This is a genomic window from Dyella marensis, from assembly GCF_900112865.1.
GTDB lineage: Bacteria > Pseudomonadota > Gammaproteobacteria > Xanthomonadales > Rhodanobacteraceae > Dyella_D > Dyella_D marensis_A.
The window spans coordinates 79,594-98,577 of sequence record NZ_FONH01000002.1; the positions used below are offsets into that span (position 1 = coordinate 79,594).

Genomic DNA, 18,984 nt, shown 5'->3' on the forward strand with positions numbered 1-18,984 from the left:
AGGTTGGGGTGAGCGCAGCGAATCCCAACAACGGCTGCGCTAGCCTGGCTGGGTTTGTTGGGGTTCGCTGCGCTCACCCCAACCTACGCGGGGCGTCGCGAGCAACTGGTCGATCCGTTCCAGCAACTGCTTGCCGCTTGCCGGCTTGAGCAAGGCATCGTCGAACGCCAGCCCATCGTCCCGCGCTCGCGGCGGCATCGATGAATAAAGCAGCACGGGCACGCCGGGACAATCGCGGCGCACTGCGCGCAACAACGCCCACCCATCCATGCCGGGCATGAACTGATCGGTCACCACCAGCTCGACCGCCTGCTCCCGCAGCACGGCCAACGCCTCGTCGCCCGAACCGGCCGGCACGCTCTCGAAACCGAAACCATCCAGAAGATCGCACAACATATCGCGACTTTGCGGATGGTCGTCGACCACCAGCACGCGCCGGCCGGCGCCATCGACTGCGCCACCGCCCGCCGACAGTTCCTGGTCCAGCTCGCTCTCGTCGGCCAGCGCCACGTCGAGCAGGAAGCCGAAACGGCTGCCGCCGCCGGGGGCTGCGTCGATGCTCAGGCGCGCATTCATGCGCTCCAGGATCTGGGTGACGATCGCCAGCCCGAGCCCATAGCCGTCGTAATGCGTGGCATTGCCGCCGCGGACGAACGGCTGGGCGAGGCGCTCGCGCTCCGAAGACTCGATGCCGATGCCGCTGTCCTCCACCGCGATATGCAGCAGCACGTGCCGCGGCGCCACCGGCGTGGCCGTGACCGCCAACTGGATATAGCCATCGTCGGTGAACTTGGCGGCATTGCCGATCAGGTTCACCAGCACCTGGCGCAGGCGCCGGAAATCCAGCCTGACCAGGGCCGGCAGATCGTCCGCATAAGCCGCCACGAAACGGTTGCCGCGCCGTTCCGCCAACAGCGTGGCCTGCTCGGCCACGCCGTGCAGGAAGGCATGCAGATAGCCCGGCGCCTCGACCAGTTCCAGGTCGGTGAGTTCGTCGCGCGAGAACTCCAGCAGCTCGTCGATCAGGTCCAGCTGCTGTCGCGCACTGCCCTCGATCAGCGCGGGATAGTCGCGCCGCCGGCTGCCCTCGCGCCACTGGCGCACGCTCTCCAGGATGCCGGCGAGCGGTGAACGCAGATCGTGGCTGATGCGCGCCAGCAGCATGCTGCGCGCACGCATGACGTTCTGCAGCTGCCCGGTGCGCACGGTCACCGCCTGCTCCAGCCGCTGCGCATGCTTGACCAGCACGCGCACACGCCAGCGCCAGGCCAGCACGATCGCCGCCAGCAACAGCAAGGCCGCGCCGGCGAATGCCGGACTGCTGCGCCACCACGGCGGCCGCAGCGTAAAGCTCAGGCTGATCGGTGCGGACAGGCGGCGCTGGTTCTCGTCCACGGCCTGCAGCTCGAAGCGGTAGCTGCCCGGCGGCAACGCGGCATAGCGTGCCTCGCGCGCCGGCGCATCCACCCAGTCGTTGTCGATGTCCGACAGGCGGTAGCGGAAACGCACCGGGCTGCCGGAGCTGTTGCCCAGCACGGCGAAGCGCAGCATCAGCGCGCCGCCCACGCCGAAGTCGGCCTGCGCATGTGCCCCGGCCAGCTCCTGCCCGTTGTAGAACGCCGAAACGAACCAGGGATGCAGCTCGCGCGGCGCCAGCAATTCTTCCGGCTTGAGCAGGTGCGACAGGCCGACGGGGGTGCCGATCCACACGGAGCCGTCCTCGTCGGCGTGGAACGCGCCGTGATTGGTTTCGTCCCATAGCAGGCCGTCGCGCGAAGTGAGGCGCGTCCAGCGCTGCCCGCTCAATACGTCCACGCCGTTGTTGCCGCCCACCCACAGCCGGCCGCGGCGGTCGGCGCGCAGGAAGTAGATGCGCGAATCGGCCAGCAGCGGATCGTCCACCGGCGTGAGCTTCACGCTGTCGGCATCGCCCGCGGCGCCGCCGAGCAGGCCTGGCTGCAGCGAGCTTAGCCACAGGCGCCCGTCCGGCGTGACGGCGACATTCTCGTAGCCGCCCAGCGCTTCCTCCGGCTCCACTTTCACGTGCGCCCAGCGGCCGTTGCCGTAGCGGAACAGGCCTGCGCTGCATGCCGCCCACAGGCGGCCGGCGCGATCTTCGGCGAGGTCGGAGCACATCGAGGTGGGAATCAGGTCGGGCGCCGCGCGCTCCATCCGGCCGGTGGCGCCGTCGAGCGCATACAGGCCGCCCAGCGTATAGGCCCAGAAGCGTCCCTGGCTGTCGCGGAAAGCGCCGCGCACCAGGAACGGCAGGGTGGCGACCACGCGGGTCTCGCGGCTGTCCGGCGCGTAGCGCAGCACGCGCCCGTCGAACAGGAAGTACCAGATCGAACCGTCCGCCGCGGCCAGCACGGTGCGCGTCTGATGCGGCGGCGCCACCGCCAGCGGCCAGGGTTCGGCATGGTCCTGCGCCGGACCGATCACGCTGCCGCCCCAGTCGTCGGCCACCCACACCGCGCCGGAGGGTGCGCGGGCGATCGACCAGATCAGCGAACCGCTCAGCCCCTGCGCGGACGTCCAGTTGGCCACCGCATCGCCGCCGCTCCAGTGCAGCAGGCCACGGCCGTAGGTGCCGATCCACAACGTGCCGTCCTGATCGACGATCAGCGCCGATATGCCGACCTTGGGCAGCCCGTCATCGGTGCCGAACAGTTCCCAGCGTTCGCCGTTCCAGCGTGCCAGGCCGGTGGAACTGCGCGTCAGCACGCGGCCTTCATGATCCTGCGCGATGTCGATGCTGGAGGCGGCCACGTCGGCGCTGTCGCCCGGCATGTCGCGCGCGACGAATTGTTCGCTGCCCGGCGCGAGCGCGCGCACGCTGTGAATCCCGCGCACCCACAGGCTGCCGTCGCGGGCAGCAAGGAAGCCGAGCCATTTGTCGGCGGGCACGCCCGCGTCGGGGCCGTACTGGCGCAGCTGTCCCTGCCGCAGGCTGCACAGCTGCGCACCGCAACCGAACCAGGTGCTGCCGTTGCGATGGAAGACCGCGCTGACCTTGTCCAGGCCAGGCACCGCCTGGCGCTGCTGCTCGCTGAAAGGCGCCGTCACCTTCCAGTTGCGCTCGCCGTCCTCATGCAGCAACCACAGGCGATTGCCGCTGACCAGCCACATGCCGCCGGCATCGTCGGCCGCCAGGGTCTGCCCGCGATCGGCCAGCAGCGGCTTGCCGCCGGGACGCACCCAGCCGAAGCGGCCGCCTTCGCGCAACTGCAGGCCAGCGCGCGAGCCGACCCACAACCGTCCGCGCACGTCCTCGTCGAAGCTGATCACTTCGGAGACCTGGAAGCCCTGCTCCGCGCCGACCTGGCTGAAAGCCATGCCGTCGAAGCGGTACAGGCCCTTCTCCGTGCCCACCCACACGAAGCCCTCGCGATCCTGGTAGATGCGCACCACCGAGAGGCTGGTCAGGCCGCTGCCCTGGTCATAGAGGGTGAGCGGGAGCTGCGCGGCCTGCGCGACGAGCTGCCATGCCCACAGGCACACGGCGAGCGCGAGCAGGCATGCGCGCCGATGTGCGCGGCCATGAGGGATCAGCGACTCGTCCCTGGTAAGAGTCACGGATGAAACCTTTGGTGGGTGGTGCGGAGATCGAGCGAATAGTGGCCGAGCGCATTCATTGCCCTCGGCCGGCGGAGTATAGGAGAGCTGGCCCGCAAGGGAAGCCAGCCCGGCCAACATGACTCGGCAGCGCGCACCCATGCCGTCATCCCGGCGCAGGCCGGGATCCAGTAGCGGCAAGACTCGATTATCGCGACAGCACCGGAGAGCCCACAGTCGCGCGGCGTCGCTCAAGAAAACGCTATCGCCACTGGATCCCGGCCTGCGCCGGGATGACGAGCTTGCGTCAGTAGTCGTAGCTCACGCTCAAGCGCACATAGCGCGGCTCTTCCCGATACAACGCCGTGCCGAACAGCGGATTGGGCGAATACGGCGCCTGCTCCGAGTTGGGCTGCAGGAAGATCGGCCGCTGCTCGTTGAAGACGTTGAACACATTGGCGTTGAAGGCCAGCCGCTTGGCCGCGAACAAGGGGCGATAGGTCACGCCCAGGTCGAGCTGGTGCAGCCATGGCAGGCGGCCGTGGCTGCCGGGCGACGACGGCTCGCCGTTGCAGAAGTGGTAGGCATTGCCGTAGCCCACCGGGTCGGTATGGTCGGGGCCGTAATAGCCCAGGCAGATGCGCGGATTGCCGGACTGCACGCTCAGGTTGCCGGAGACCTGCCACTCCTGGCTCAGCTGGTAGTAGCCATAGAGCTTCACCACATGGGTGTGGTCGTTGTTCTGCGGCCCGTTGGTGTTCTGCATGATGGCGTAGTTGTCCCAGTCCTCGCTGGCCGAGGCGCCGCCCTGCAGCAGGTCCGAGCGCACCTGGCCCTCGGTATTGCCGTAGCTGCGCGAGAACACATAGTCGAGCTTGCCGTACCAGGTGCCGTCGAACGGATGCTCCAGGAAGGTTTCCAGGCTGTAGTAGCGGCGCTTGAGGCGGTCGAAGCCCAGTTCTGCATTGCTCATCGGCACGCCGACCAGGCGCCCGTCGCTGGTGACCAGGTTGAAGGTGTTCGCGCGGCCGGGATTGATCAGGTAGCAGCTGTTGCTGGAAGCGATGTCGTAGCCCAGCGACTGCGCCTTGTCGAGCACGCGCTGGATGTCGCAGAAGTCGTCGATGGCGTTGCGCAGGATGCGCTTGGTCAGCTTGGCGCCGTAGACCCACTCCGGACCCGCCGTGCGGGTGAAGCCCAGGATGAACTCGTCCTGGTTCTCGGCCTTGATACCGTTGCCGGTAACGGTGCGCGGGTCCGGCGGCACGCCGAAGGAATTGTTCGCCGACACCGGGTTGGACATCACGGTCAGGCCGGTGGGCGTGCCGTCGGCGGCGATGCCGCCATAGGTGTAGTACTGCTGCGTGCTGACATAGCCGGCCGCCGCGCCGGTGGCGGGATTGAGCGGCATGCTCAGGTAATAGCGTCCCACGTTGCCATACACCTTGAAGCTGGAATCGCCGTTGACGTCCCAGCTGAAGCCCAGGCGCGGTGCCCACTGCGGCTTGGTCTGGGTGATGAAGGCCTGGCCGTTCGGGTTGTAGTCGGTGAACTGGTCGTTGCGCAGGCCCAGCGACAGCAGCCAGCGATCGCTGACCTGCCATTTGTCCTCGACGTACTGCGCGCGCTGCATGGAGCGCACGCTCACCGCGTTGTTGGCGACGTTCCGCTGTACGTAATAGCCGCCCTGCCCGTTCGGGAAATCCGCCGGCGCCGGTACGCCCAGGCCCGAGACCAGCGGCAGGTTCGGCGTATTGGTATGGCCGTACTGCCAAGTGTAGCCGGGACCGGAATTGCGGTTGCCCTGGTTCAGCGCCTCGGAGCGCTGGTTGTCGATGCCGACGCTGATCATGTGATCGCCCAGGTGGTAGCTGATGTCCAGGCGTGTATTGGTGGTCTTGTTGCCGCGCGCAGGGTCGTAGAGCGTGGAGACCGTCTGGTTGTTGCCGCGCGGTGCGCCGCCGTTCAAGGCGGGGTTCTGGTTGGTGATGCCGCTGACGTAGGTGAGGCTGCCGTCGTAGCTGCCGGGCACGTCGTAATCGCGCGTCTTCATCTGGCCGTACATCGCGCTCAGCGTGAGGTCGTCGGTGAGATAGCCGGTGTACTTGGCCACGTAGAGATCGCCGCCGACCTTGGTGTTGTCGTCGGCATTGATCAGGTCGCCCTGGCGGCGGGCGTTGTAATCGTAGTCGTAGACCGAACCGCTGCCGTTGCGCTTGTCCGAGGCGCCGGTGAGCTCGAGGATATGGTTGTCGCTGATGTTCCAGTCCAGCTTGCCGTACCAGCGCGGACTGTCGTAGCGGTAGGCCTGGTCGGGCTTGCTGTTGTCGACGGCATTGACGTTGGCGCCCTGCTGCCGCTCGAACTCGCCGGCCAGGAAGAAGAACAGCTTGTCCTCGACCAGCGGGCCGCCGGCATAGGCGCTCACCGTGGTGGTCCACAGCTTGTTGCCGCTCTTGGGATCGTAGAGCCGCCCGGCCACCGGCGATACCGGCGTACCGTTGGCGTAGTACAGGTCGGTGTAGTCGCTGCGCGCGAACGCCGGCTCCCACAGCACCTGGGCGCCGTAGTGCCAGGCATTGCTGCCGCGCTTGCCCACCTGGTTGATCACGCCGCCATCGGAACGGCCGTACTGCGCGCTGTAGCCACCGGTGTACACCTCCTGCTGGTCGATCGCGCCGTACGGCAGCGTGATGCCGCCGTGGCCGTTGAGCGGGTCGGTGGTGTTGAAGCCGTTGATGTAATACGCGTTCTCGGTGGCTGCGGAACCGCCGAAGCTCACCAGCGGCTTGCCGGTAGCGGTGGTGAAGTTGGCGCTGTTGCGATTGACGCCAGGAGCCAGCATGGCCACCGCTTCGGCGGAACGGGCCAACGGCAACTTGGCGAGTTGCTCGGCGGTGATCACGGTGCGCGAGTCCACGCTGGTCACGTCGATCGCCGGCAACGCATTGCCGACCACGGTGACTGCGCCGAGATTGGTGGCCTGCTTGCCCGCCGCCGCGCCGCCGGTGAACGAAACGTCGGTGCCCGCACCTACCTGCAGGGCGATCTGCTTGCGCGCATCCACCGTCTGGCCGTTGCGGCGCAGCGACACCGTGTAGGTACCGAGCGGCAACTGCGAAGCGACATAGCGCCCGCGCTCGTCCACGCCTACTTCGCGCTTGAAGCCGTTGGCGTTCTCGATCAGCACCGTCTCGCCGCCACTGGCGGCGACCTGGCCGAAGATGGTTCCCGTGGTCGACTGGGCGAATGCCCCGCCGGAAGCCATCGAACCGATGGCGAGCGCTAGAACCAGAATACGCGTGGACGGCAACCGCTGCGTCGCTTCGATCATGTTCATCCCCATCGCTGGCATGAGCCCATGGACGAGATGACGTGCCGGACTTTCGACACGACGGCGCGCGAGTGCGTCAAGGGAGCGATGCACCTGTAGCCACGACCGATCTGGCAATCCCTTACATGGATCGATCCAAATCCCGCCCCCTATAAAACCCGAAGGAACGGGTCCGTTCGGGTTCGCGGCAAAGTTGCATCGGTATCGCAGGATTGTCAACCACCTCGTGCCAAGCCGATCGGACATTTAGACATCCAAATGCAGGCCTTCACCTGATGACGACATTCCATATAGACGCAGACGACGAACGCTCGAGCACGGCGACGGAAAACGAGTGCCCGAAAAGATGGAGTAGATCGCCTTGAACGCATTCGACAAGCACCTTCCCGCCTTGCGTCCACTGCACGTCCCGAGAAGGCGTGCAGCGCTGAAGAGTCTCCAGCACGCCAGGTCGTGTATCCGATCGAATCGAAGAGCCATGAAGACCATCGGAATCTGTCTGAAACCGGAAAAATTGGCATCAATAGAGAAACCTCGTTTCGTCCTGGGTGACCAACAATGCATGCGCCCATCACTTAGTCAGGATAACGAACAAGATGAAGCGCTCGCGCCGCATTCACCGCAACACCTTGAGCATGGCCATCGCACTCGCCGCCACGGGTACCGGATACAGCAATGTCGGATCCGCCATGCAATTTCACCGGCATGGCAATCAGCTCATCGTCACCGGCGAAACGGAGCAAGACGATCCCGACATCTTGATTAGCTGGCTCGATCGGGCGGTCGCCATCAGCAATCCCATCACGACGGTAGTTTTTCGCAACGGACCAGGTGGAGTTGCCGAGGCGGGCTTAGGCTTAGGGCGAATTATCCGCGAGCGCAACTTGAACACCATCTTCGATGGTGGCTGCTACTCCGCATGTGCAGCGAGCTTTCTGGGTGGAATCCAACGCAGCATGACTCAATTTGACCTACCCCACTACTTCGGCACGGAAACCATATTGGGCATTCATGGCACAAGTACTGACGGCCAGGTTGACCCTCCCCACGAACAAGATGAGTACCTCGATTATCTTCGCGGCATGCTCGGCCAGGAAGGTGAGCATGCGATGCTACGAATCATTCAGTCGCATTACGAGCTAGGTAATTCTGGGGGCTTCCTGCGTTACTACGATCCGGCGAAAAACCTCCAGCCGGCCCGCTTTTGCCCCACTGAAGATGAGACTTCCAGCGGAGGCTGCATCGACCATCCTCGCGACGCCACCATTCGCACCGACACCCTGGTCAATCAGGCGGGTTATGCAACCGTCAACGACATACTCAATGTGAAAAACCGAGTCGCAGGCAACATCAACCCACATTATGGAGATGACAGTCTCCACGATGCCTGGGGAGTCATCAGGTTGAGGCCTGGCAGTCACTGGTTGCTCGACGAGACATCTTCCGCCGACGTGATCTGGGTCAACGGCGGCACCCTGCAGCTCGACCGGAACGGGAATCTTGGTTCGTCGCACGCGCTGGTAGCCGATCGGGACGGCATCGTCGCATTGCGCAGTGCCATTCTGGATACTCAGGTGCGTGTCGCCGATGGCGCTATCCTGGAAGGCTACGGCACAGTCACCCGCCCGATGCAATTCGCGAAGAACGGCCTCTTCGCACCGCAGGGCATCGTCATTCGCTCCTACGCTCTGAAGAGCGTCGAAGGCGTGACCATGCCGTTCACAACAGGGGCATCCGTATTATTGGAAGAAGGATCGGCCACGCTGTTCACCGTCTCCGCCGACGACCGGCAGCCTGGCCTGACGCTGGAGCAGCGCGACGTGGTGGTCATCGTTCCAGATGAGGATCAGCCGGAAATTCGGGCGGGAGCCAGTCGATCCGCGTTGCTGATCCATCCGTCCGCCACGCTCGGACTGGATATCCATCCCGGCTACTATGTTGCCGGTGGCGAGAGCTTGCTGGTCGATACGGTCATTGACCGTACACCGCTTACCGGCTTTGTCGCCGGGGTTTGCAGCGAGCCTGATGCTGCCTGCACGCTCGATCCCGTCGCACCCGCCGTCAATCCGTTCATCCTCGGCAGCTTCCGGCAAGCCCTCAACAAGGACGAAGCTGGCAAGGTCGTGGACCTTACCGAGCCCGGAGCCGTGGTGCAGGCCCGAAAAAATTCGCTGCTCAGTTTTATGGTGCAGCAGAGCGAAGACAAGATCGCGCTGATCGCCAATCCGGCCTTCGACGACACTTCGATCTTCGCCAACCGGCATTCCGGCGACGGCCTCGGCGCGGCCTTGCGTGCCGCGTCCCACCGTTCCGCCACGTCGCTGGCGCCGCTGCTGGGGGCGTTGCAGTTCGCCGACAAGAACATCGTCAAGGCGCAGTCCGGCGCGCTGCGCGGCGATGGCTATGCAACGCTGCGTAGCGCCGATGTCAACCTGGTTCGCGAATTCGGCGGCGTGGTCGATCAGCACCTGCAGAACGTGCGACGCGGGCAGGACGAGCAATCGGCCGCCTTCGCCGGCAGCCTGCTGTCGGCCAGCCCGGCGGCGAACCGCAACACCATCGCCGGCAACATGAGTCACATGCTGCGCCGCCTGGCCGGAGCCCCGGACGAGAAGCCTGCCCAGGCCGACGGCCCGGATGGATGGCGCTTCTGGGGGCGCGGCTTCGGCACCACCGGGCGCATCGATGCGCAGGAAGGCGTCGCCGGCATGCGGCAGAACAGCAGTGGACTGTTGCTGGGCATGGAACGGAGGTTCGCCGGCGGGAAGATCCTGCTCGGCGGCAGCCTGGGCTTCGGCTCGATGTCGGCCAAGGCTAGCAACAAGCAGTTTCGCGCCGACGTCGGCGCCGTCGATGCGAGCGTCTACATCGATGCCCGCTACGGCGCGGGATACGTCAACGGCACGCTTCGCTACACCCGGCTCGACCACGAGGCGACGCGCAGCATCGGGGGGATCGCCGGCCTGGGCGCAATGCACAAAGCCAGCTATAGCAACCACGCCTGGTCGGTCCGGCTCGAACACGGACTGCAATGGTCCGACAAGCACGGCACGGTCTGGCAGCCGCTGCTGCCGGTGCTCGACTACGTCAGGCTTGCGGACCAGCGTTTCGCCGAAACCGGCGGGCCGGCCGCCCTGCAGGGACGCGGCGGCAGCCACGATAGTCTGCGCGGCGGCGTCGGCCTGCGTGTGTGGCGCAGCTTCCAGAGCAGCCGCTCGGGCGTGCTGACGCCACATGCGCAGCTGCTCTTCGCGCATGAGTTCAAGGACCGCGACGGCCGCCTGCAGGCCTCGTTCGCACAGGAACCGACCCTGCCGTTCAAGGTGATCGGCCAGGATACCGGCCGCAACACGGTGGCCTGGAACCTTGGCGTGGGTAGCCAGATGAACGCGCGCACTTCGCTCGCGCTGGACTATGTGGGCGAGCGGTCCTCGGGCCGCACGCAGCACGGGCTCATGCTGGGCCTGGCGCACAAGTTCTAGGCCTACCCCCCGGGCGGCGGCCAGGCCATGGCCGCCGCAGCTTTTTTCGGATGCCGGAGGAATGCTACTTTAGCGAGCGCATCGACTGAGCCGGATCCGCCGCGACTCGTGGCAGCATCGCTCGCCAGGCGCCAACCAGGGGAAGGGACAACGTGGAAGCCAATCATCAGTTGCCCGTGCGGGAGCATCACGTGCACCAGCGTCATTTCGACCGGCTGGTGATGCTTTCCGACGGCGTGTTCGCGATCGCGATGACGCTGTCGGCAGTGGAGCTCAAACCCGAGGAAGCCGCCGGCGCACACAGCCTGCTCGCGCAATGGGCGACGCCGCTGCTGGTGTACTTCCTGAGCTTCTTCATCGTCGGCGGCGTGTGGATGCAGCATCGGCGCATCCTGACTCATCTGCGCCACGTGGATACGCCGATGACCCTGCTCACCCTCGCGGTGCTCAGCATGGTGTCGTTGATGCCCGTGGTGATCCGGGTGTTCCTCACCGCTGCCAATGGCGAATCCGGCGACGGCATGCTGGTCTACTCGCTGGCCCTGATGGCCAATTACCTGTGCCTGGCCGCCTCGTGGGGCTATGCCGCCTTCATCGGCAGGCTGGCACCGGATGTGCCGGCGCCGCGCGCGTGGAGCTGGCTGCTGCGGGATTTGTTTATCGCGGTGCTGTTCGGTGCGGCGGCACTGTTCACTGCGCAGATGCGAGTGACCGCGCTGCTGTTGTGCCTGGCCGGCATCGCCGTGCGCTTCGTTTCCGGGAAGCTGGCCCGCCAGGCCGACGCGGCAGCCTGACCGCCTGGCGTAGGTTGGGGTGAGCGCAGCGAACCCCAACGTAGCGTTTGCGGTGCAAGGTCCGTTGGGGTTCGTTGGGGTTCGCTGCGCTCACCCCAACCTACGCCAGGCTTTGCAAGGTCGTCGGCAGCAGCTCCGCTACCGTCGGGTGGATGTGCACCGCCTCCGACACCGTCGTGTACGGCGCCTTGGCGTACATCGTATCCAGCAGGCAGTGGATCGCCTCGTCGCCGTTGACGCCAAAGATCGCCGCACCCAGCAGCTCCTTGCTGGCGCCGTCGACCACGACCTTCATGAAGCCCACCGTCTCGCCGCGCTCGACCGCCCGCCCGACCCGCGCCATCGGCCGCGTGCCGACCAGCACCTCGCGGCCGGACTTGCGCGCCTCCTGCTCGCTCATGCCGATCCGCGCCAGCGGCGGATCGGTGAACAGGCTGTAGGCCTGGATGCGCCCGGAGATGCGCCGCCTGCCCTGCCCCAGCACGGCATCGGCGACGATCTCGAAATCGTTGTACGAGGTATGGGTAAACGCACCTTTGCCGTTGCAGTCGCCCATGGCCCAGATATGCGGGACGCTGCTGCGGCCATGGTCGTCCACCTTGATGTTGCCGCGCTCGTCCAGGGCGACGCCCGCCCGGTCCAGGCCCAGGTCGTCCGTATTCGGCTGGCGGCCTACCGCAAGCAGCAGGTGCGTACCCACCGCCTGTTCGCACAGCTGGTTGCCGCGCGCCTTGATCCGTATCGCGCCGGCCTTGCCTTCCAGCGCGATGCATTCGGCGCCCAGGTGCACGGTGATGCCTTCGTCGCGCAGCATCGCCAGCACGGCGTCGGCGACGTCGGCATCCTCGCGCGGCAGGAAGCGCTGCGAACGCTCGACGATGGTCACCTTCGAGCCGAAACGGCGGAACATCTGGCCGAATTCCAGGCCGATATAGCTGCCGCCGACGATCATCAGGTGCTCCGGCAGCTCGCGCAGTTCCATCATGCCGGTGTTGGTCAGGAAGGGAACGTCATGGATGCCGGGAAAATCCGGCACCGAGGCGCGCCCGCCGACATTGATGAAGAAAGACTCCGCTTCGATCAGATCCTCGCCAAACCTCAGCGTAGTGGGCGATTCGAAACGCGCATGTCCCCGCAGCAACGTGACATTCGGCATGCCAACCAACCATTGCTCCACGCCACTGCGGGCCTTGCCGGAAATGCCCTGGGTACGCTCCCACACGCGCTGCATGTCGACCCGCGTGTCCTCGCTGCCGCGAACGCCATACTCATGCGCGCGTCCTGCCATATGCGCGACGTAGGCACTCGCCACCATCGCCTTGGTCGGAATGCAGCCGGTGTTGACGCAGGTGCCGCCGACCAGCTTGCGCTCGATCACGGCCACGCGCCGGCCTGCCTTGCCCAGTCGCTCGGCAAGCGGCGGGCCGGCCTGGCCGGCGCCGATCACCACGGCATCGAAACGCTGGTTCATGGGAATCTCCTCGCGGGCATGGCGACAGGCGGCGATCATCGCCTGCCGGCGTTCAAGGATCGGTGCAGGGCCGGTCCTTCAATGGGCGATCACGGCCGCGGCGCCTCCGCCATGCCGCTCAGTCGTTGCGGATGGCTGTAGACCACGTGACGCCCCGGCCGCACGAACCCGGTCAAGGTCAACCGGCAGGATTGCGCCAGCGTCACCGCCAGCGCCGTCGGCGCGGAGATCGCCGCGAGCACGCCCACGCCCAGGCTGGCGGCCTTGGTCACCATCTCGTAGCTGGCGCGGCTGGTGACCAGCACGAAGCCGCTGCGCAAGTCGACGCTGCCGCGGCTCAAGGCACCCAGCAGCTTGTCCAATGCATTGTGGCGGCCCACATCCTCGCGTACGTGGAGGATGTCGCCGGCCGGCGTTGCCCAGGCCGCGGCGTGCACGGCGCCGGTGTGGCTGTTGAGCTGCTGATGAGGCGACAGCGCTTCGAGGGCGCGTTCCAGCGCGTGCGGCTCCAGCAGCGGACCTTCGGGCACCTGCGCCAGCGGCCGCAGCACGTCTTCCAGATGCCGGCTGCCGCACAATCCGCAACCGCTGCGCCCCGGCAGCAGGCGCGCCGAATCCTCGTCGACGCCTTCCACCTCGGCGGCATCGACGTCCACCACATAGCCTTCCAACTGCTCGTGGATGACGATGCCGCGGATGTCTTCCGCGCGCGCCACGCGCCCCTCGGTCAGCGAGAAGCCGTACGCGAAATCTTCCAGGTCCGCCGGCGTGGCCATCATCACCGCGAAGGAGGCGCCGTTGTAGCGCAGCTCCACCGGCGCCTCCTCGGCCAGCCAGTCCTCGCCCGGCCGCAGGTCGGCGCCCTGGTGGACGATGACGGCGCGGCGCGCGAGTCCGGAGCGTTGCATGATCGTCAGGCCTCTGGCGCGACCGGCGCGGACGAAGCGGACAGCCGCACCGGAATGGACTTGTAGCCGGGCGTGCCCGAGCGCGCGTCGTGCTCGTCCAGCGCCAGCAGGCCGTTGCCTTCCGGGAAGTACATCGCCACCGAACCGCGTGCGATGCCGTAGGGCACCGCCACCAGGCCGCGTACGGCGCGTCCGTTCGGCGTACCGTCCACGCGGCTCGCCTCCACATCGATGCGATCGCCCTCGCGCAGGCCACGCCCGGCCAGGTCGTCCGGGTTGACGAAGACCACGTCGCGCCGGCCGGTGATGCCGCGGTAGCGGTCGTTGTAGCCGTAGATGGTGGTGTTGTACTGGTCGTGCGAGCGCACGGTGGCGAGCATCAGCAGATCGGCAGTGGCGGGCGTGGCTTCGTCCAGGCCCCGCGCGAGCAGGAAGCGTGCCTTGCCGTCCGGCGTATTCCAGCGCCGCAGCGCCGCGGCGTTCTCCAGATGGAAGCCGCCGGGCTGGCGTACGCGCTCGTTGTAGTTGGCGAAGATCGGGAATACCGCCTCGATGTCGTCGCGGATGCGGTCGTAGTCGCCCGCCAGTCCTTCCCAGTCGACTTTCGACTGCGGCAGCGTGGCGCGCGCCAGCAGCGCGACGATCGCCGGCTCGGAACGCAGGTGCTCGGACGCCGGCCGCAGGCGCCCCTGCGAGGCGTGCACCATCGACATCGAGTCTTCCACCGTCACCGACTGCGGGCCGGCGGCCTGCAGGTCGATTTCGGTGCGGCCCAGGCACGGCAGCAGGAAGGCTGCGCGCGCCGGCAGCAGGTGCGAACGGTTGAGCTTGGTGGCGACGTGCACCACCAGGTCGAGTTGGCGCATCGCCGGGAAGGTAGCCTGCGGATCGGACATCGCCACCGCCAGGTTGCCGCCCAGGCACAGCAGCGCCTTGGAGCGGCCCTCGCCGATCGCCTTGACCGCCGCGACGGCGTCATGGCCATGCGCGCTCGGCGGCTCGAAACCGTAGACGCGGCGAATGCCATCCAGCAAGGCGGCATTGGGTTTCTCGGTAATGCCGACCGTGCGGTCGCCCTGCACGTTGGAATGGCCGCGCAGCGGGCAGATGCCGGCGCCGGGCTTGCCGATGTTGCCGCGCAGGAGCAACAGGTTCACCAGCTGCTGCACGTTCTCCACGCCATGGCGATGCTGGGTGATGCCCATGCCGTAGCAGAAGATCACCTTCTCGGCGGCCGCATAGATGCCGGCCGCGACTTCGATCTCGGCGCGCGTCAGGCCGGAAGCGCGCTCGATGCTTTCCCACGAGGTGGCCTGCACGTCGTCGCGCAAGGCCTCCAGGCCGGTGGTGTGCTCGGCGATGAAGGCGCGATCGAGCAAGCCGGCGCCACCGCCGGCCAGGTCGGCGGCATCGGCTTCGAACAGCCACTTCATCATGCCCTTCATGGTGGCGATGTCGCCGCCGATCTTCGGCTTGAAATAGGTGGTGGCGATCGGCACCGAGCGGCCGGTGAGCATTTCCGCCGGATCCTGCGGCGAGGTGAAACGCTCCAGGCCGCGCTCGGGCATGGGGTTCAGCACCACGATCGGCACGCCGCGCAGCGAGACCTCGCGCAAGGTGCCCAGCATGCGCGGATGATTGGTGCCGGGGTTGTGCCCGATGCAGAACACCGCGTCGGCCTGTTCGAAATCCTCCAGCTGCACGGTGCCCTTGCCGACGCCGATCGCCTCGGGCAGGCCGACGCTGGAGGCCTCGTGGCACATGTTCGAGCAATCGGGAAAGTTGTTGCAGCCGTATTCGCGCGCGAACAGCTGGTACAGGAAAGCCGCCTCGTTGGAAGCGCGGCCGGAGGCGTAGAACTCCGCCATGGTCGGCTCGGGCAACGCGCGCAGGGCGGCGCCGATGCGCGTGGCGGCTTCGTCCCAGGACACCGGCAGGTACTTGTCCTGCACCGCGTCGTACGCCATCGGATGGGTCAGGCGGCCCTGGTCTTCCAGCGCGTGGTCGGTCCACTCCCACAGCTCCGACAGCGTGTGCTGTGCGAAGAATTCCGGCGTGGTGCGCTTGGACGTCGCCTCCCAGGTCACCGCCTTGGCGCCGTTTTCGCAGAACTCGAACGAGGAGGTATGGCGCGGATCGGGCCAGGCGCAGCCGGGGCAGTCGAAGCCCAGCGGCTTGTTCACGCGCTGCAGGGCCTCGACCGAGCGCGCCACCGCCATCTGCTCGCGGATCGCCTTGGCGACGGCGCGCAGTGCGCCCCAGCCGCCGGCCGGGCCGTCGTAGGGTTGGATGCTTTTTTCGAGGTCGAGGTCTTTCGGTTGCGAACTCATGAGGCCGGCGCTGCATGCTTGGAATCGGTCGAGATGAGCATCATAGGCCGATCCGCTGGCGATGGCTCAGGTGCCGGTGCGTGACGCTCCGTAATGACCGTCATCCCGGCGCAGGCCGGGATCCAGTGGCGATCACGCTGGGTAATGGCCCGACCCTACTTTTGAGCGCACACCACGGCGTGATGTCGACGATCAAGCGAATTCGCTACTGGATCCCGGCCTGCGCCGGGATGACGGTTCTGTAACTTGGCGCGTCGCCGCAAGCTCATGCGTGTTCTTCCACCGGCCAGCAGCGGATGGCATCCGGCGGCAGCGACAGCATCGGCGCGGCCGGCAATTCGTAGCCCGCCGGCGGTTCCACCCACAACCGCGCCTTCCCGCAGCGCATGCCGAGGTAGTTGCGGTGCGGAGAGGTCTGGCGCAATTCGAAGCTGGCGGCGATCGCGTCGCCGGGTGCCGCCGCCGGGTCGTGCAATCGCACTGCCGCAGGCGGGACATGCCAATCGACCGCGGTGCCATCGGGCAACGCCGTTTCCACGCGCAGGCTGGCATCCGCTTCCGGCCACGACAACCGTTGCGCGCCGGGCGCGCCGACGATGCGGCCGCGCTGCACATTGCGCAGCCCCAGCAGCCGCGCCACCGCACCGCTCGCCGGTTGCGCATGCACCGCTTCCGGCGTGCCGATCTGCACGATGCGCCGGCCATGCATCAGCACCAGCCGGTCGGCCACCGCCGCCAGCGCGGGATCGTGGCTGACAGCGAGCGCGGGAATGCCGGCCTGGTGCACCTCGGCGATGAGTTCGGCGAGCACTTCGTCGCGGGTGACCGGATCCAGCGCCGAGGTCGGCTCGTCCAACAACAACAGGCTCGGCCGCCGCGCGAGTGCGCGCGCCAAGGCCACGCGCTGCTGCTGGCCGCCGGACAACGACGCCGGCCAACGCTCGGCCAGGCCGGCCATGCCCACCCGCTCCAGCCATTGCATGGCCTGCTCGCGCCGCCGCGCCCCGCGCAGGCTGAAGGCGACGTTCTCCCATGCACGCAGATGCGGGAACAGCGCATGCCCCTGCGGCAGATAGCCGACCGCGCGTTGCTGCGGCGGCAAGCCATCGAACGGTTCGCCGCGCGCCGCGATCAGACCCGCGATCGCCGACAGCAACAGCGTCTTGCCCTCACCGCTTGCGCCAAGGAGCACGGTGAAGCCAGCCACCTCGAAGCTCGCATGCAGCGCCACCGGATGCTCGATGCGGTAATCGATGCGCATCACGACAGGCGCCTGCGCACGGCCATGCCCAGCGCCAGCGGCAGGGGCAGCGCCGCCGCGAAGAACACCCACAACAGCGGATACACCGCATCCAGGCCGATGTCCTGCAGGTTCACCCACAGCTTCACCGGGATGCCCTGCGGGTAATAGGCCACGATCAGCACCGCGCCGAATTCGCCCAGCGCACGCACCCAGGCCAGCGCCACCGCGGCGGCCAGACCCAGCCGCGCCAACGGCAGGCTGACGTGGACGAAGCTGCGCCACGGCGAATAGCCGAGCGTCAGGGCGATCTGTTCCAGCTCGCGCGGCACGCCTTCGAACGCGGTGCGCGCCGCCATCACGTAATAAGGCAGCGCCGCGTAGAACTGCGCCAGGATGAACGCCGGCGCCGAATTGGTCAGCAGCAGCCCGGCCCGCTCCAGCAGGTGGCCGGCGGGCCCGTAGGGGCCGTACATGGAAGCGAGCAGCAGGCCCATCGCCAGCGGCGGCGTGAGCAGCGACACCAGCAGCAGCGCATCGACCAGCCACTGCCCGCGCACGCGATGCCGCGCCAGCCACCACGCCAGCGGCGTGCCCAGCGCCACGATCGGCAGCAGCGCGATCAGGCTGTAACCCAGCGACACGCGCACCGCACCGCCATCGCCGTGGGCGAAACCGAAGTGCCGCCAGTCGGTGGCCAGCAGCAGGCCGACGAAGGGCGTGGCCAGCAACAGCAGGGCCAGCGCGGCCGGCAGCGCGGACAGGCCCGGGCGATAGCGTGTCGGGTCGGCTGCTGGGGTCACAGCGCCTCGCCGTGCGGCGGATCGTAGCCGCGCTCGCGCAGCATCGCCTGGCCTTCGGTGGATTGCAGCAGGCGCACGAAATCCGCGGCGAGCTGCGGCTGCTTCGCATCGGCCAGGACCGCGGCGTAGAACACCAGCGGCTGCGCCTTCAGCGGCTTGCCGTCGGCAAGCGTGAGGCTGGCCTTGGCATACCACGCATTCTGCATGGACGGCTGCGCCAGGTTGATCTCATCAGGCAGGTCGATGGTGGGCAGATGATGCGAGAAGGCCGCGCTTGCGTAGCCGACGGCAGCGTCGATCTGGCCGGCCTCCAGGCGCGACATCAGCGAGGGCTCGGCAAAGATCTGCTGCGGGTTCTGCAGCTCGCCGGCCACCTGTTCCAGCAGCTTCGGCTGGTGGTAGTAAGTCCCGGCCAGCTGCAGCGTGAGCAAGGCGTTGGCGCCTTGCGGGTCCACCGCCGGATCGGTGCGCCCGATGCGCAGGCCGGGTTGGCGCAGCACGTCGTACCAGGTCTTGCTGCCCTTCGCCGCCGCCTCGAAATCCTTGGCGTAACGGCTCTTGGGCCCATAGATCACCACCATGCGCGTGCTCGCCACCGGCACCGCGCGCTCGGCGAGACCGGCGTCGCGCACGACTTTCATCGGCGGCGGCGTAATGGCGACGAACACATCTGCCTGCATCTGCCTGCCCGCCAGCAGGCGCGCGAGCGCAAAAGACCCCTGCCCCACGCCTTCGAAGCGCGCGTCGTGCGCCTTGGCGAAGGCCGGGCCCAGCGACTGGTCCATCACCACGCCCATCGAGCCGGCGTAGGCGACGCGCAGCACCGGTGCATCGGCAGCGGGCACGGCGATACCGAGCGATATCAGGAGCAGCAGCAAGCAATGCATCGGAAACGAGATTTTTTTCATGTCTTCCCCTTGCCGTGGAAAGTCAAATCAATGCGAAAAGCCCCTCTCCCTCCGGCGACCCGAAGGTAGTCCCTGCGGGAGAGAGGGGTTGGGGTGAGGGTCCGGGCGGAGCGCAAGCGTGATGTGCAGCGCTCCGCCCGCACCCTCATCCACCTTCCT

At 67.1% G+C, this 18,984-nt stretch carries 10 protein-coding genes; 2 read left to right on the plus strand and 8 right to left on the minus strand.

Going from position 1 to position 18,984, the window contains the following annotated elements; all coding sequences use genetic code 11:
* Positions 1 to 39: 39 nt before the first annotated feature.
* Both BM172_RS03245 and BM172_RS03250 read right to left on the minus strand, forming a co-directional pair.
* Entirely contained in the window at positions 40 to 3,576 is a 3,537-nt protein-coding gene (locus BM172_RS03245) for a hybrid sensor histidine kinase/response regulator (protein ID WP_177218775.1), read from the minus strand.
* Positions 3,577 to 3,862: 286 nt separating this feature from the next.
* Positions 3,863 to 6,889 carry an outer membrane beta-barrel protein gene (locus tag BM172_RS03250; RefSeq protein WP_051548404.1) on the minus strand — a complete coding sequence of 1,009 codons (3,027 nt, stop codon included), beginning with the start codon at positions 6,887 to 6,889 and terminating at the stop codon, positions 3,863 to 3,865.
* 596 nt (positions 6,890 to 7,485) lie between these two features.
* On the opposite strand from BM172_RS03250, the gene BM172_RS03255 reads away from it, so the two are divergent.
* Positions 7,486 to 10,371, plus strand: coding sequence for an autotransporter domain-containing protein (locus BM172_RS03255; protein ID WP_081805037.1), 2,886 nt, complete (start codon positions 7,486 to 7,488; stop codon positions 10,369 to 10,371).
* A gap of 152 nt (positions 10,372 to 10,523) precedes the next feature.
* Positions 10,524 to 11,165, plus strand: a complete 642-nt coding sequence (locus BM172_RS03260; RefSeq protein WP_026634025.1) for a TMEM175 family protein — start codon at positions 10,524 to 10,526, stop codon at positions 11,163 to 11,165.
* A 100-nt stretch (positions 11,166 to 11,265) separates the two neighbouring features.
* Here BM172_RS03260 and BM172_RS03265 read toward each other — a convergent pair whose 3' ends face one another.
* The 6 genes from BM172_RS03265 to BM172_RS03290 form a co-directional block, all read right to left on the minus strand.
* A complete protein-coding gene (locus BM172_RS03265) occupies positions 11,266 to 12,636 on the minus strand; it encodes an FAD-containing oxidoreductase (RefSeq protein WP_026634024.1) in 1,371 nt (456 codons plus the stop codon).
* 89 nt (positions 12,637 to 12,725) lie between these two features.
* Positions 12,726 to 13,544: a formate dehydrogenase accessory sulfurtransferase FdhD gene (fdhD, locus tag BM172_RS03270; protein WP_035322461.1), complete on the minus strand. Its 819-nt coding sequence runs from the start codon at positions 13,542 to 13,544 to the stop codon at positions 12,726 to 12,728.
* A 5-nt stretch (positions 13,545 to 13,549) separates the two neighbouring features.
* Positions 13,550 to 15,874 (minus strand): FdhF/YdeP family oxidoreductase, encoded by a 2,325-nt coding sequence (locus tag BM172_RS03275; protein ID WP_035322460.1) that lies wholly within the window; start codon positions 15,872 to 15,874, stop codon positions 13,550 to 13,552.
* 265 nt (positions 15,875 to 16,139) lie between these two features.
* Positions 16,140 to 17,135: an ABC transporter ATP-binding protein gene (locus BM172_RS03280; protein ID WP_035322458.1), complete on the minus strand. Its 996-nt coding sequence runs from the start codon at positions 17,133 to 17,135 to the stop codon at positions 16,140 to 16,142.
* Positions 17,135 to 17,917 carry an ABC transporter permease subunit gene (locus BM172_RS03285; RefSeq protein ID WP_026634022.1) on the minus strand — a complete coding sequence of 261 codons (783 nt, stop codon included), beginning with the start codon at positions 17,915 to 17,917 and terminating at the stop codon, positions 17,135 to 17,137. The genes BM172_RS03280 and BM172_RS03285 overlap by 1 nt, the downstream gene beginning before the upstream one ends.
* The gene (locus tag BM172_RS03290) at positions 17,914 to 18,825 is read right to left on the minus strand and encodes an extracellular solute-binding protein (RefSeq protein ID WP_035322456.1); all 912 of its coding nucleotides are present in this window, start codon (positions 18,823 to 18,825) and stop codon (positions 17,914 to 17,916) included. The genes BM172_RS03285 and BM172_RS03290 overlap by 4 nt, the downstream gene beginning before the upstream one ends.
* Positions 18,826 to 18,984 lie beyond the last annotated feature (159 nt).

Excerpts from the sequence above, each read along its gene's own strand:
- fdhD (WP_035322461.1), bottom strand. The coding sequence starts at position 13,544 with ATGCAACGCTCCGGACTCGCGCGCCGCGCCGTCATCGTCCACCAGGGC.
- BM172_RS03290 (WP_035322456.1), bottom strand. The coding sequence starts at position 18,825 with ATGAAAAAAATCTCGTTTCCGATGCATTGCTTGCTGCTGCTCCTGATA.
- BM172_RS03255 (WP_081805037.1), top strand. The coding sequence starts at position 7,486 with ATGAAGCGCTCGCGCCGCATTCACCGCAACACCTTGAGCATGGCCATC.
- BM172_RS03275 (WP_035322460.1), bottom strand. The coding sequence starts at position 15,874 with ATGAGTTCGCAACCGAAAGACCTCGACCTCGAAAAAAGCATCCAACCC.
- BM172_RS03250 (WP_051548404.1), bottom strand. The coding sequence starts at position 6,889 with ATGATCGAAGCGACGCAGCGGTTGCCGTCCACGCGTATTCTGGTTCTA.
- BM172_RS03265 (WP_026634024.1), bottom strand. The coding sequence starts at position 12,636 with ATGAACCAGCGTTTCGATGCCGTGGTGATCGGCGCCGGCCAGGCCGGC.
- BM172_RS03280 (WP_035322458.1), bottom strand. The coding sequence starts at position 17,135 with ATGCGCATCGATTACCGCATCGAGCATCCGGTGGCGCTGCATGCGAGC.